Raw genomic sequence first — 14,603 nt, forward strand, 5'->3', positions numbered from 1 at the left:
TCCTATGAGTAAAAGAATATTATCTGAGCTGAAACTAAAATACCTTTTAATATCTATTCTTTTAATTGGGTTTTTTGTAGGTTTTTTTGACTTAAGCGGTTCTAGTCCAAACTTAGATTCCTACAAAGCAGTTCACATTCAAGACAAGCTGTCTAATGATGAGATGTCACCTAGAATGATAGTAATCCCAGCAGGAATAGGCACCATAGGTGGGGAAAACTTCCGCTCATTTCAAAACGAGGCTCCTATATTTCAAGTAAAAATAGAGTCCCCTTTCGCGTTAAGTGAAACTGAAATAACGTTTGAGCAATATGATCTGTTTTGTAAAACCACTGGGCACTCATGCCCTGAAGATGAAGGCTGGGGGCGAAAGCATCAGCCTGTAGTAAATGTTTCGTGGTTTGATGCTGTAGCTTACACAAAATGGTTAAGTAGTGAAACAGGTAATGTTTATCGTTTACCAAGTGAGATCGAGTGGGAGTATGCAGCTCGAGGTGGAACCGATGATAAATTTTGGTGGGGTAATACATACAAACAAGGCATCGATCACTGTGATAGAGATTTAGGAAACTGCCCTAAAGGCACTGATGCAGGTCACCCATGGCGAGTTAAAACACTAAATGCAAATCCTTTTGGCTTATTTGATATGACATCTAATGTGTCAGAATGGGTCAATGATTGTTATTCTGATAACCGCAATGTTGCTAGTGAAATTTCTCACACAGGTTTTGATAACAAATGCAGAGAGAAAGTTACTAAGGGGGCAAACTGGATGACCGCTCAACCTTACGTACATCATTCTCTTAGAATAGGCTTGGATAATAATTACATTTCATATGCTGTTGGGTTTAGGGTCCTTAGAGAAATTAAAAAAGACGATATAAAGGAATAAAATGAAATTAACTTGCCCAAACTGTAAAACTAAAATAGCGACTAAAGATATAAAAAAGGTTAACAAAAACAACCTCTTTATTGAAAATCAATGTCCCTCTTGTCAAGCATGGTTTTGCTTAAATAAAACACAGACGATTTTAAAAATCGTTGGTATTTCTTTATTGTTAATAACTAGCTTACTTAATATTTTTAATATTAAAACTGAATATAGCCTAGCTTTTTCGATCATTGGTTTTATAGGCATTTTTATTGCGCTCATCATCACTTTCTTTGGTAAATATGACGCGGTTAAAAAATAAAAGAAAGTTAAAAGTAAAGTATGCTGATATCAGTGATACTAGAGTACTACTGAATCAAATCGCCTTTACATTATTTTTATGGGTCACGGGAGTTACCTTAATAACTCTTGCTATAAGATTCATCTATGAAGGTTATATTTTGACTCCTACAGATTACCGAACCGACTCTGACATTTATTTTTTCTCGACGACCCCCTTTTCATATGTCTTTAATCTCCTTTTTTACTTAGGGGGTGGCGCTTATTGTTTAGCAGCGCCCTATCTTTTTAGAAAACACTTTCCCCGCAAGAAAGACCAAAAATCAAATCACAGAAATACAAAATAAGTTTACTAAAACTAAACGCCATTTTAGTTGATCGCGCCCTGAAGTGACCCCCAGCATGGTTTTTTATTACCTATTGAAATCTGGTTGGAGTGGTATAACTGAGTGATTCAGATACAATAGCCGCAATTTTTCAGTGAGCCCCTATAGTGTTCACTGCCCTAGGTAAATCAAATACATTCAAGAGAGTTTTAGATGGTACGCGCAGTACAGCTTACACTTCCCGCTTTATTCGTCACTTGCTCAGTGCTAGCAGAAGACGCAAACAATATTGAACAAATCACCGTTGAAGTCTCAGCAACCGCAAACAAGGAGCCTGTCGGCACTTTTGATGCGCCTGTATCAAATTTAGAATATGACCCCCGTGTAGATTTGCAATCGCGCAATATGGCTGAAGCACAAGCTGATGTAACCATCCGTGGTGGTATTTTCGAAAATACCGGCTTTCGTGTTGGCAGTAGTACCTTATTCGACCCACAATCGGGTCACTACTTCGCTGAAATTCCTGTTGCGCCACAAATGCTTACTGGCCCTGCCATTTTAACAGGTGCTGATAACGCACTGTATGGCATGAACAGCTCCGTTGGCACAGTTTCATTTGGCTGGCGTCCTATCACAAGCACTGGGAGTGTTTCACTTGGCACTGGCACAAATGACTTTAACTTATTAAGTATTCATGCTGCCCACAGCCAAAAGCTTGAAAGTATGCCCGATTGGCGGTTAGGGTTTGAAGGTGAATATTCAAACTCGCAAAGTGATGGCTCAATTGATAATGGCGATCACGACTTTGAACGTGCCTCAGCGCGCATTCAACTTGCCAGTGACTCATCACAAACTGATTTAATGTTCGGACGCCAAGAGAAGTTTTTTGGTTGGCCGAACCTTTACACACCATTTAATTTTAACGAAACTGAAGATCTTGAAACCAAGCTATTGATGCTAAACCACAAACAAATGTATGGTGAAAACAATAGTTTTGAAGTAACAGGTTATTATCGCAAACATAACGACCATTACATTTTGTCTCGTGAAAACCCAGCTATATTTGAAGCGTTTCATGAAACCACGGTTAAATCATTAGGTTTGTCGGGTCGTCATTCGCTCAATAACAGCTTTGCAGTTAACTACTCAGGACAGTTTATTGCTGATTCAATTGAATCAACATCTCTTGAAAACAACTTTACCTCACGCAATTACACTAAACTAAGTATCTTGCCTGAGTACAAGACTGCCCTTGCATCTAATAAAGAACTTACTGTTCGTGTTGGTGCTGCATTTGATGATACTAACCGTGATAGCTCAGATACCTCTTTTATTGCCGATGCAAGCCTGAAAGTGGTTAATCAAAATGGCAGTGAACATACTTGGTATGCATCATACGCAGAAGCAACACAAGTTCCCGGTTATACCGCCATAGGCGGCAGCGAAACGGGCGGATTATTTAGAAGTAACTACGACCTTGAGCGCGAAACGACTGATAACCTTGAGCTAGGTTTATTGATTGAAGAGTCATCTTGGCGTTTAGATTCAGCTATCTTCTACCGTAAAGATAAAAACCTTACGGATTGGACATATCGCTTTGATGCAACCTCAGCACGTTTTGCAAACCCAGTTGATATAGACACCTTAGGTGTTGAATTTCTTGCGAATAAATCGTTTGACAACACAGAGCTAATTGCCAGTTACACCTATTTAGAAAAATCAGAAGACTATGGCACGGCAGATATTGATGCCAGCTTTTATGCGCTTAACTACCCTGACCACCGTGTAACACTGGGTGCAGTATGGCAGCCTATGGATGTACTTGAACTGCGCATTGATAACGAATGGCGTAAGCAACATAGAAACCGCCTACGCAGCTCTGACGATGAAGCCTTCTTTACTCAATTAACGCTAAAATTCACGCCAGCTCAGCTTGAGAATGTGTTTATCACTTTTGCTGCTGACAACATTTGGGATGAATCATTCGAAGAAGTCCCAGGTACTCCAGGCCGCGGCGAGCAATACACGCTAAGCGCGACTTATACGTGGTAACCAAAAACAACAATGCCAGTCAATTTGACTGGCATTTTCCTATCGCGTTACCGTCTAAGATATCTAACGAACCATAACCAAAATTATATTAAATGCCATAAATAAAACTTTGGTTATAAAAAACACAACTGATCCCAGTAACCGTTAAAAAATGTTAAAGGTTTAATCTTTTTTAAGTCATCTGCTCAAGTTCAGTAATTAAATACAGTGCTTGTTCGTTAGTCTTACCACACACATCAATAGTGGCAGAAAAGTCGCTACACACCTTTGGCCTTGAGGCATCACCAAATAATTTACATAGGTTATTATCGTCAAGTTGAATACAGCGCTCTCCCGCCGCTTTCCCGTTTGGCATTCCTGGTATCGGTGAGCTAATACTAGGTGCAATACAACAGGCGCCACAGCCTAATCTACATGCCATTTTATCTGTCATTGAGTACCCCTTTTAGAACCTTTGTAGCGTCTTTGTAATATGTGCAATGCTTTGTTACATCTTCAAACGCCTTGTAAACACTTTATTGCGTATGCTTAGCCTATCAAGTTTATTTTAATTACCGTCAACCGTGAGGGACTATCCCGTGGCTAGTAAAAAACAAATCATTCTTCCTATCGCCGTATTAGTCGGTGGCCTAGGAATGGCTTTTGCGTTTGCTTCAATGAAACAAGCGCCGGTCGAAAAACCAGAACAAGACAACCGTCCGCTTGTATCAATAAAACCATTGAACTTTGATGCTATTACGCTCGATGTAAAATCACATGGAATCGTGAAGCCAAAAAACCACACGGAGTTAGTCGCACAAGTCAGTGGCCAAGTTGTGTCACTGTCTGAGCAATTTGTACAAGGTGGATTTGTTAAGCAAGGCGACATTCTAGCACGTATTGATCCAAATGATTACGAAGCAGCACTAATCGAAGCAGAAGCAGGCCTTGCTCAAGCCAGTTCGGCTCTTGAAATTGAACGTGCGCAGGTATCTGTAGCGCAAGCTGAATGGGATCGCATCAAAGGTGACTCAAACCAAGTTATTCCGTCAAAGTTATATTTACGCAAACCTCAGCTTGCTGAAAAATTAGCAAGCTACCGCGCTGCACAAGCGAGTGTAAAACGTGCAAAACGTAATTTAGAGCGCACTTACATTAAAGCACCTTATGATGCCATTATCGACGAGCGATTAATTAGCTTAGGCAGTGTGGTAAACCCTGGCAGTAGCTTTGGTAGCTTAAGCTCAACCTCTATAGCAGAGGTTCGTCTTCCAGTTGCTGATAAAGACTTGCAATATCTAAACAACCAGGGCATTGGTGCAAATGTGTCAATCAGTGCTGAATTTGCAGGTAAACAAACAACATGGCAAGCAACTATTGTTCGCAGCGAAGGCGTTGTTGACCAACGTAGCCGTATGAACTACTTAGTTGCTCAAGTCGCAACGCCTTATGAGCAAAAACAACCTTTACGCTTTGGCTCATATATTAATGCGACGATTGAAGGCCGTGCCCTCGATAATGCTATTGTCGTACCGCACCACTTAGTTAAAGATAAAAAAGTCGCTGTATTACAAGATGGCGAAACACTGACATTCAAAACGCTGAATATCGTGCGTGAGCAAAATGGCATGGTGATCGCTGATAATGGCTTGGCTAATGGTGAAAAGTTAATTACCTCTGCACTTGAGTATCCCACAGAAGGTATGGCTGTAAAACTCGATAACGCTGAATTGAGTGTACCTACAACACAATTAGCACTGAAAGAGGAATAAGGCCATGACCACACATAGAGAAAAAGGCCTGATAGCGTGGTTTGCTCGTAACCCTGTTGCGGCAAACCTGCTGATGATTTTCATCTTAGTGGGCGGCTTGCTTACTGCAATGTCAGTTCGAAAACAAATGTTTCCACAATTCGAAAGTAATTGGATCAGCATTCAAGCAATTTACCCAGGTGCTGCGCCACAAGAGGTTGAAGAAGGTATTACCATTAAGGTCGAGGAGTCTTTAGAAGGGCTCGAAGGTATAAAGCGTTTAATCACTTATTCAAATCGTGGCTTTTCACAAGCATGGGTCGAAATAGAAGAAAAATACGACCCGCAAGAAGTACTTGATGAAATCAAGATGCAGGTGGATTCAATAAACACCTTCCCTGCCGAGATGGAACGCCCTATTGTTCGCCGCGACAAGTTTGAACAAGAAGTGATGATCCTTGCGCTATATGGCGATATGAGCAACTACCAACTCAAAGAACTTGGTAACGACATAAAAGACGAGCTACAAGCTTTACCGCAAATCAACTTGGTCAACTTTTATAGTGGTTTAAACTACGAAATTGGCATTGAAATTAGCCCAGATAAACTGCGTGAATATGGTTTAACTTTCCGTGATATCGCAACCGCAGTGCGTAGTTTTTCAGCGAATATGTCCGCAGGTCAAATTCGCTCTGAAAATGGTTATATTTCGATGCGAGTTGAAAACCAAGCGTATCGTGGTAAAGAGTTCGAAAACCTTCCTTTATTACACCTACCAGATGGCGCGCAAGTATTACTGGGCGACGTAGCAACGATTAATGATGGCTTTGAAGAAGGCTTACAATACTCTAAGTACAATGGTAAAAACTCACTGACATTCGAAGTCAATGCATCAAAAGATCAAGATATAACCAAAGTTGCCGCTGTTCTTAAAAAATACCTAGCAGATAAAGCCCCACAATTACCTGCAGGTGTAAAACTATCGCCTATTGTAGATTTAACTTACTACCTTGAAGGTCGTCTAAACATGATGATCGACAACATGGTTTGGGGTGGTATTTTAGTTATGGTAGTACTTGCTCTATTTTTACCATTACGCTTAGCATTTTGGGTCATGATGGGTCTGCCTGTTTCATTCCTTGGTGCATTTTTAATGATGCCTTTGGGCTTTTTAGATATCACCATCAACTTAGCCTCTTTATTTGCATTCATACTGGTGCTGGGGATTGTGGTTGATGATGCCATTGTAGTCGGTGAATCGGCCAGTGCTGAAATTGAAAAACACGGCCACAGCCTTGATAACGTAGTACGCGGCGTAAAACGCGTTGCCATTCCTGCCACCTTTGGTGTGCTAACCACAATTGCAGCCTTCTTACCACAAACGCTGGCATCTGGCCCAGGCTCAGCCTTCTCTAAAGCTATTGGTGGTGTGATTATCCTTTGCTTAATCTTCTCTTTGATTGAATCAAAACTGATCCTGCCTGCTCACTTAGCAGCAATGAAAAATAAACCAGCGAATCCCAAAAATCCGTTACATCGCTTACGCTTAGGAATGGATAATGGCTTAAAAAGTTTTATTGATAATTACTACACACCATTTATTGGTCACTGCATACACTACCGTTATACCGTGATCGTAGGCTTTATATGTGTATTGATTGTCAGCGGCGGCATGTTTGCAGGTGGATTAGTAAAATTTGTGGCAAACCCTAAGATCCCACATGATTTTCCACGAATTTCTATAGAAATGAACCTGTCATCTTCTGAACAAGCTACACTCGAAACAGCGCAAACTATTGAAAAACTAATTTTAGATGTCGATAAGCAACTTGAAGAGCAATATGGACAAGCAATGATCCGCGACTTATCGGTTAGCCTGCGCGGTCGTACAAGTGCACGCATTATGGCTATTTTAGTTGAACCGGACTTACGCCCTATTGATACCTTCCAATTAAGTGCAATGTGGCGTGAGCAAATGCCGCCTCTGCCTGGCGTGAAAACACTAAACATTGAAGACAGTATCATGAATGGCGGTCGTGATGATGGCGATGTTAGCTTCCGCTTAGAAGGTAAAGACATCAACAAGTTAAAAGAAGTGGCCGCTAAACTAAAAGAAAAGCTCAATGGTATGCAAGGTGTGGGTGATGTTAATGACTCACTGCAATCAGCAACCGATGAAGTACAACTTGAGCTTAAACCGCTTGCTTACAGCCTTGGTTTAACATTATCAGACGTTGCATCACAAGTTAGCTTTAGCTACTACGGTCTTGAAGCACAACGTATCTTACGTGACGGTGAAGAGATTAAAGTGATGATCCGCTACCCTCGTGAATCTCGTAACGCGGTAAGTGACATCACAGATGCACGGATCATTACACCAACTGGTGTAGAAGTTCCCCTTGCAGAGGTCGCAAAAGTAAATATTGTTGATGGTGTAAACCGTATTCGTCGTGAAAATGCAAAACGTACTGTAAACGTTTGGGCTGCGGTTAACACAGACCAAGCAGAACCATTTGCCATTGCGAAAGAAATTCGCGATGAATACTTACCTAGCCTACTGAAAAGCTACCCTGGAGTTGAAAGTAATGTAGCCGGTCGCATTCAAGAAGAAATGGACAGCGTTGCAGAGCAAATACGTGATTTTGCTTTATCTATGCTGATTATCTTTGCATTGTTAGCCATTCCACTGCGTTCATATTCACAGCCGTTCATTATTATGTCGGTTATTCCATTTGGTGTGATAGGTGCCATGTTCGGTCATATGATTTTAGGTATGACCATGAGTAGCCTATCGGTATTCGGTATCATCGCTGTTGCTGGTGTGGTGGTGAATGACTCGCTGGTTATGGTTGATTTTGTTAATAAAGCGCGCGCCGAAGGAGTTGCGATTAAAGATGCTGTCATGCAAGCAGGTGCTCGTCGTTTTAGAGCAATACTACTTACTTCAATTACCACATTTATCGGTGTCTTACCGATTATAATGGAAACAAGCTTACAAGCGAAAATTGTCATCCCTATGGCGGTTTCACTCGCTTTTGGTGTGCTGTTCGCCACGGTGATCACACTTATCTTAATTCCATGTCAGTACGTAGCACTAGAAGACTTTAAGCGCTTAATTAGCAAGCTAAAAGGTAAAAAGACTGCACCTAAAGCTGAGTTACATACAAGCAGTCACTAATCTTTCTCATCCCAACCTAAAACGCTTGGTAAGTTTTTTGCCAAGCGTTTTGTCATATAAAGAGAAATAAATGCGACATAGCACCAAAACTCAGGTACGGTATAAAAGTTAATCAATCGTATAGTAAAAAACACTTTCAATAGATGAAAAACAAGGAGTTAAACCTAAAAATAAAATAGAACAATAATCACAACAAGGGAAAAAAATGAAAATATTAGAGAACTATTTAAAGCCATTAATGCTGATATCTGTATTGCTCTTTGCAAACCTTGCTTTTAGTAAAGAAAAAGCACAGCAAATGGCTGACTTTATTCAAGAGTTTCATAATTATAAACAGTTTAATGGTAACGTCTTAGTTGCTAAAGAAGGCAAAATACTTTTTGAAAAAAGTTATGGTTATGCCAACTTCGAATGGGATATAAAACATAGCAAAAATAGTAAGTTTAGGATTGGCTCAATTACAAAGCAATTCACAGCGATGCTAATTCTACAACTAGCTCAACAAGGCAAACTCAAGCTTGACGAACCATTAGCAACCTACCTACCCGATTATAGGCAAGATTCCGCGAAGAAAATAACTATTCGCCAAATACTTAACCATACATCAGGTCTTGGTAATTACACACAAACAAAAGACTTTGGCGAGAAATACAGCAGAAACCCATATAGTGTTGATCAGTTTATCCGCCTGTTATGTAGTGATGATTTATTATTTGAGCCTGGCACACAATTTCGCTATAGCAACTCAGGCTATTTTATTTTAGGGGCAGTAATCGAAAAAATAACAGGAAAACGCTACCAAGATGTCTTGCAGGAAAATATTCTAACACCACTTAAAATGGCTAATACAGGCTACGATTCTCACAGTAAAATAATAAAGTACCGTGCATCGGGTTATGCTAATAACCTAGCAGGTTATAGCAACACTGACTATCTAGATATGTCCATTCCTTATGCTGCAGGTGCAATGTACTCAACCGCACGTGATTTATTAAAATGGGATCAAGCTCTTTACTCTAACCAACTGTTGACTGCTGAATATAAAAAGCAAATGTACCAAGTATCTAACCAACGAGATTATGCGCTCGGCTGGGAGGTTAAAAAGTTAGATAAAGATCAATATGGTAAAGCTTTGACTCAAATACAGCATGGCGGTGGTATTAATGGCTTTAATGCATTCATTAGCCGAGTTATTGAAGATAAACTCCTAATCGTTATTTTAAATAACACAGGTGGTGCACCATTAACCCCCATGACTAATGGGCTTCTCAATATTTATTACGAAAAGCCTTATGAAGCGGCTACTGAGCATGCTGATAGCATACTATACAAAGCACTTAAGGTTGGCGGTATTGCTGCACTAAAAGAAAAATATGCAGAGCTCGTCACTCATCATAAAATGCCTCGTGAACGAACGATTAATTACTTTGGCTATGAATTAATGCAAATGAATAAATTAAATGCAGCGGTGGCAGTATTTGAACTCAATAGTCAGCATTATCCCGACTCTGCCAATACCCATGACAGCCTAGGTGAAGCCTATTTAGCAGTTGGGGAAAAGCAAAAAGCGCTCATCAGTTATAAAAGAGCCCTTGAGTTAGATCCTGAAAGTGAAAGTGCAAAAAACGCTATTAAGCAACTTCACTAAAGACGAAGCCACCGTAAGTGGCTTCTTTTAATTTTAGCACGCCTGTTTTTGATTAAACTCGATATAGGCTACCAAGTCTTCAATCGAGACGACAGGCATAGCATGCGCAGTGGCAAACGTGCTTACCTCTGGTAAGCGAGCCATTGAGCCATCTGGGTTTGTTAATTCACAAATAACTCCAAAAGGCGCTAATCCCGCTAACTGCATTAAATCAACTGACGCTTCGGTATGACCTCTTCGAACAAGCACCCCGCCTGTTTGCGCACGTAAACCAAACACATGGCCTGGGCGAGATAAATCTTCTGGTTTTGCTTTTTCTGCTGTGGCTGCTTTAATTGTGGTGACGCGATCAGCCGCTGAAACGCCTGTTGTTACACCCGTTTTAGCTTCAATAGTGACAGTATACGCAGTTTTGTTCTGACTGGTGTTATGCTCAACCATTTGCGGTAAGTCGAGTTGTTTAACACGCTCATCGCCCATACAAAGACACACAATACCGCTGCCTTCACGGATCATCATGGCCATTTGTTCGGTTGTTAGGTGCTGTGCTGAATACACAAAATCACCTTCGTTTTCACGGTTTTCGTCATCTACCACAAGCACGCCTTCACCTTGCTGCAATGCAGCAATAGCACGCTCAACGCGTTCAAGTGGTTCGCCAAACTGGCTTAGTAAAGAAGACTGAATCATCATTTTTAATACCTATTAAATTAAATATGAAAAGATTCAGGACATTGAAAGGCACAGCAAAAAAGACCGCCCGAGGGCAGCCAATTACTGTTTTATAGATTAACTATATTCTCTTTCATCCGGACTATCACCGTCGGCTCTGGCCTCTCACCAGATCTGCTGACCTTTAACCTAAGTTAAAACGCTCGCGGGCTCACTTAACATCGTTAAGTATACCGCCGGTGGGGAATTTCACCCCGCCCTGAGAATGTTGCTTAATCATAAAGACGAATAAGCTCAGTCATTCTATACCTAAAATAATTAGTTATCGAGTACTCGCTTATCTAAAATACCTTTTTCAATCAGTTGATTGAGAATCGCCTTCGTTTTTTCTCGACATATATCTCTCACTAAACGAACAGCAGGTGTGATTGACTGCCTGCTTGGGCAAATTAACCAAAGCTCTGCACAAAGGTACGGGTAATTTTGCATAACAGGTACGACCCGCCCTGTTAATAAATCATCACTGATATCTATGCATGATTTCACAGCAAGGCCTTTACCGGCCACGCACCAACGCCTTACTAGGTCACCATCATTAGACGCACGGCGGCCTTGCATTTTCACCTTAAAACGCTCGGTTCCATTGGTAAATTCCCAGATATTATTGATGATATCTTGCAGTTGATAAAATAGGCCTTGATGCTGATTTAATTCATCGGGATGTGTCGGCGCGCCATATTCAGCAATATACGCTGGTGTTGCACATAGGAGCCTTGGCACATTACATATTTTAAACCCGTATAGGTTTGAGTCGGATGGCGAGCCATACCTAAGCGCAAAGTCAACTGAGTCACGATAAAAGTCGACATTACTATCACTGATATGTGGTCGCATGCTGAGTTTGGGATATTCATCCAAAAGCTCATCTAACCAAGGAATAATAATATTGCGCCCCAAATCTGAAGAAAGTGCAACCCTTAACTCTCCTTCTATTTCATCATGCTCGCCTTTTAGCGCAAGTGTTGCCTGCTCAAGTGTAGCTAATGCTTGTTGGCATTGCGGTAAAAAACGCTCTCCCGCAGCTGATAATCTTAAGTGACGAGTGGTACGAACAAAAAGCTCTGCGCCAAGTGCTGCCTCTACTCGTTTTATTGCAGCACTCGCGGTCGCAGCGCGCATATCTAACTTAGCCGAAGCTTGGGTTATACTACGAAACTCCGCCACCTTGAGGACTAATTTGAGATCTTCAACCTGCATATTAACTAAAATTTTTTGATAATGTTTATTTGATTATGCGCTTTATCGTAAAGTATGCAAGGCGTACACTGCACCTAATGTTATACATGCGGGAGCAATTACATGACACACCCTATTATTTCTGACTTACAACGCCGTTATACAAGTAAACGCTACGATGCATCAAAACACGTTAGCCAAGAAGATTTAAACATTATTTTAGAAGCGTTACGTTTATCGCCTTCATCAATAAATTCTCAACCTTGGAAATTTGTTGTCATTGAGTCTGAGCAAGCAAAACAACGTCTTCACGATAGTTTTGCTAACAAGTTTCAATTTAATCAGGTGCATGCAAAAGCGGCATCACACACTATTTTATTTGCCTATAATCCAAGCTATAAACGTGAAGATTATGAAAAAGTAATTGATGCTGATATCGCTAACGGCCGAACTAAAGCTGAAAATAAAGAGCAAGCATTTGGGGCGTTTGCCTTTGTCGATTTAAATACCGATGAACAAGGCAATAATGCTGCATGGACCAAGTCACAAACTTACATCGCTTTGGGTAATACTATGCACACAGTGGCGCGTTTAGGTATTGATTCAACGCCGATGGAAGGTGTTGACAAAGAACTGCTGAGTGAGTTATTCGCTGATGAGTTAGCGGGGTATGTTTGTGAAGTAGCCCTTGCTATCGGCTACCATGAACCTGAACAAGATTACAACGCGGCATTACCAAAATCACGATTAGATAAAAATACGGTGATTAAAGTAATTTAATAACCCTTTTAATAGCTTGAATTAATACCTTGAAGTGAGTTGAAGTTCACTTCAAGGTTCATCGTCATATTATTCGCCAGTCGACTTTTTACGAGAATGTGCAGTGCCTGACACGCGTGTTCGCTTGTTAAAAGGTTTTTTACTTTGAGTTTTAGCCGCAGATGACTTTCCACCTGTTGGTTTATTTGTGCCTTGTTGCCCTTTATTTTGCTGTGGCCGCTTTGCCGTTTTAGGTTTTGGCTTTTGTGTTTGCTCTTGATCTGGACTTTTCGGCTTTTTTGGTTTCTTTGGTTTTTTAGGCTTTATTGGTCGTGTATCAAGTGGCTTTTCTGCAACTGGCTTAGTTGGCTCAAAACCTGACTCTGTAGCACGCGGAATTAATTGCCCAATAAAACGTTCAATCCCATAAAGGTCATCTGCATCATCAGCGGTTACAAATGAAATTGCATGTCCCGACGCGCCAGCTCTACCCGTTCGACCAATACGATGAACATAATCTTCGTATACATTTGGTAAGTCATAATTAACTACATGCGGTAGCTCAACAATATCTAAGCCTCGTGCCACGATATCAGTGGCAACTAATACTCTTACATCACCATTTTTGAAACCTTCAAGTGCTTTGACACGCGCCCCTTGCGACTTATTACCATGTATAGCTGCACCACTGATATCATCGCGCTCAAGCTGCTTAACCAAACGATTAGCGCCGTGTTTCGTGCGACTAAAAACCAACACCTGTTGCCAATCATTGGCGCGAATCAAGTGGCTTAGCAAAGCTGTTTTTCTTGACTTATCAACAACATAAACTGATTGCGTCACTGTTTTTGCAGTGGTATTTTTTGCTGCAACTGAAATTTCTACCGGATCGTTAATTAAGCCCTTTGCCAGCGCACGGATTTCATCTGAGAAGGTCGCAGAAAACATCAGGTTTTGACGCTTAGCAGGTAATTTAGCAATGATGCGCTTAATATCATGAATAAACCCCATATCAAGCATACGGTCTGCTTCGTCGAGGATAAGCACTTCTAAATCATCAAATTTAATCGCATTTTGGTTATGTAAATCCAACAAGCGACCAGGTGTGGCGACAAGAATATCAACGCCTTTGCGTAGACGCATCATTTGCGGATTAATTTTAACACCACCGTAAACAACAAATGAGCTTACATTTGAATGCTTAGCATATTGCTCGACGTTTTCGCTCACTTGTAAAGCAAGCTCTCGCGTTGGAGCCAGAACAAGTGCACGCGCACGGTTTGCACCTGCTTTTTTACCCTTTGCTAATAACTCAATGAGTGGCAATGTAAAACCTGCCGTTTTACCTGTTCCTGTTTGCGCTGCCGCCATAACATCACGGCCAGCAATAATTGCAGGAATTGCCTGTGTTTGAATAGGCGTAGGTGTTTCATAGCCTTTTTCTAAAACCGCATTAACTAAAGACTGTGATAATCCTAAGCCATCAAAACTCATAGTGTCTCTCAAATTCAAAAAATCAGCTGAATTGCCGAAGTGCGCGCATTATACCTAGGATAGTCAATAATGCATGGAATTATTTTATTAAAGGAAATTTCGGCACAAATGTAACCTTAGCACCTGAAGCACATGTTTAGCGCTTCGCTCCTTGTGTATTTTTCTAAAGGTAATGTGAAACAAATGCTACACGTGCAGTGCTACACCTGCTGCAAGGTATACCTTTATGAATCGGTGAAGCCCTCACCAGTTTATTATAAAAAGTTCTAAAAATCATATGGTTGAAGTCTCCAACAAAAAATAGTTAAACATGGTGCGCAGATTGCTGAATGCCCTT

At 40.9% G+C, this 14,603-nt stretch carries 11 protein-coding genes and 1 riboswitch; of the genes, 7 read left to right on the plus strand and 4 right to left on the minus strand.

The window, feature by feature from the left end:
• Positions 1–4: 4 nt before the first annotated feature.
• The 3 genes from LY624_RS10060 to LY624_RS10070 all read left to right on the plus strand — a co-directional run bounded on the left by LY624_RS10060 (position 5) and on the right by LY624_RS10070 (position 3,549).
• Entirely contained in the window at positions 5–892 is an 888-nt protein-coding gene (locus LY624_RS10060; protein ID WP_341802893.1) for a formylglycine-generating enzyme family protein, read from the plus strand.
• A 1-nt stretch (position 893) separates the two neighbouring features.
• Positions 894–1,193 (plus strand): hypothetical protein, encoded by a 300-nt coding sequence (locus LY624_RS10065; protein WP_341802894.1) that lies wholly within the window; start codon positions 894–896, stop codon positions 1,191–1,193.
• Between the two features lie 517 nt (positions 1,194–1,710).
• The gene (locus LY624_RS10070; protein ID WP_341802895.1) at positions 1,711–3,549 is read left to right on the plus strand and encodes a TonB-dependent receptor plug domain-containing protein; all 1,839 of its coding nucleotides are present in this window, start codon (positions 1,711–1,713) and stop codon (positions 3,547–3,549) included.
• A gap of 172 nt (positions 3,550–3,721) precedes the next feature.
• Here the strand turns inward: LY624_RS10070 and LY624_RS10075 are convergent, their stop codons facing one another.
• Positions 3,722–3,970, minus strand: coding sequence for a YkgJ family cysteine cluster protein (locus LY624_RS10075; RefSeq protein ID WP_341804401.1), 249 nt, complete (start codon positions 3,968–3,970; stop codon positions 3,722–3,724).
• A 157-nt stretch (positions 3,971–4,127) separates the two neighbouring features.
• Here LY624_RS10075 and LY624_RS10080 point away from each other — a divergent pair, with 157 nt between their 5' ends.
• The 3 genes from LY624_RS10080 to LY624_RS10090 all read left to right on the plus strand — a co-directional run bounded on the left by LY624_RS10080 (position 4,128) and on the right by LY624_RS10090 (position 10,105).
• Entirely contained in the window at positions 4,128–5,300 is a 1,173-nt protein-coding gene (locus LY624_RS10080) for an efflux RND transporter periplasmic adaptor subunit (protein WP_062569354.1), read from the plus strand.
• Between the two features lie 4 nt (positions 5,301–5,304).
• Positions 5,305–8,457 (plus strand): efflux RND transporter permease subunit, encoded by a 3,153-nt coding sequence (locus LY624_RS10085; protein ID WP_341802896.1) that lies wholly within the window; start codon positions 5,305–5,307, stop codon positions 8,455–8,457.
• 205 nt (positions 8,458–8,662) lie between these two features.
• Positions 8,663–10,105 carry a serine hydrolase gene (locus LY624_RS10090; protein WP_341802897.1) on the plus strand — a complete coding sequence of 481 codons (1,443 nt, stop codon included), beginning with the start codon at positions 8,663–8,665 and terminating at the stop codon, positions 10,103–10,105.
• 33 nt (positions 10,106–10,138) lie between these two features.
• Here the strand turns inward: LY624_RS10090 and ribB are convergent, their stop codons facing one another.
• Together ribB and LY624_RS10100 are read right to left on the minus strand one after the other, a co-directional pair.
• On the minus strand, positions 10,139–10,792 hold the full coding sequence (gene ribB, locus LY624_RS10095; RefSeq protein WP_341804402.1) for a 3,4-dihydroxy-2-butanone-4-phosphate synthase: 654 nt from the start codon (positions 10,790–10,792) through the stop codon (positions 10,139–10,141).
• Between the two features lie 106 nt (positions 10,793–10,898).
• A riboswitch (FMN riboswitch) is annotated at positions 10,899–11,048 on the minus strand.
• A 47-nt stretch (positions 11,049–11,095) separates the two neighbouring features.
• Entirely contained in the window at positions 11,096–12,034 is a 939-nt protein-coding gene (locus LY624_RS10100) for a LysR family transcriptional regulator (RefSeq protein ID WP_341802898.1), read from the minus strand.
• A 102-nt stretch (positions 12,035–12,136) separates the two neighbouring features.
• Here LY624_RS10100 and LY624_RS10105 point away from each other — a divergent pair, with 102 nt between their 5' ends.
• A complete protein-coding gene (locus tag LY624_RS10105) occupies positions 12,137–12,793 on the plus strand; it encodes a nitroreductase family protein (protein WP_341802899.1) in 657 nt (218 codons plus the stop codon).
• A 69-nt stretch (positions 12,794–12,862) separates the two neighbouring features.
• On the opposite strand, the gene LY624_RS10110 is transcribed toward LY624_RS10105, so the two are convergent.
• Positions 12,863–14,266 carry a DEAD/DEAH box helicase gene (locus LY624_RS10110; protein ID WP_341802900.1) on the minus strand — a complete coding sequence of 468 codons (1,404 nt, stop codon included), beginning with the start codon at positions 14,264–14,266 and terminating at the stop codon, positions 12,863–12,865.
• Positions 14,267–14,603 lie beyond the last annotated feature (337 nt).

Origin of the sequence: Pseudoalteromonas sp. N1230-9 (assembly GCF_032716425.1) — a bacterium.
In the GTDB taxonomy this organism is placed as follows: domain Bacteria; phylum Pseudomonadota; class Gammaproteobacteria; order Enterobacterales; family Alteromonadaceae; genus Pseudoalteromonas.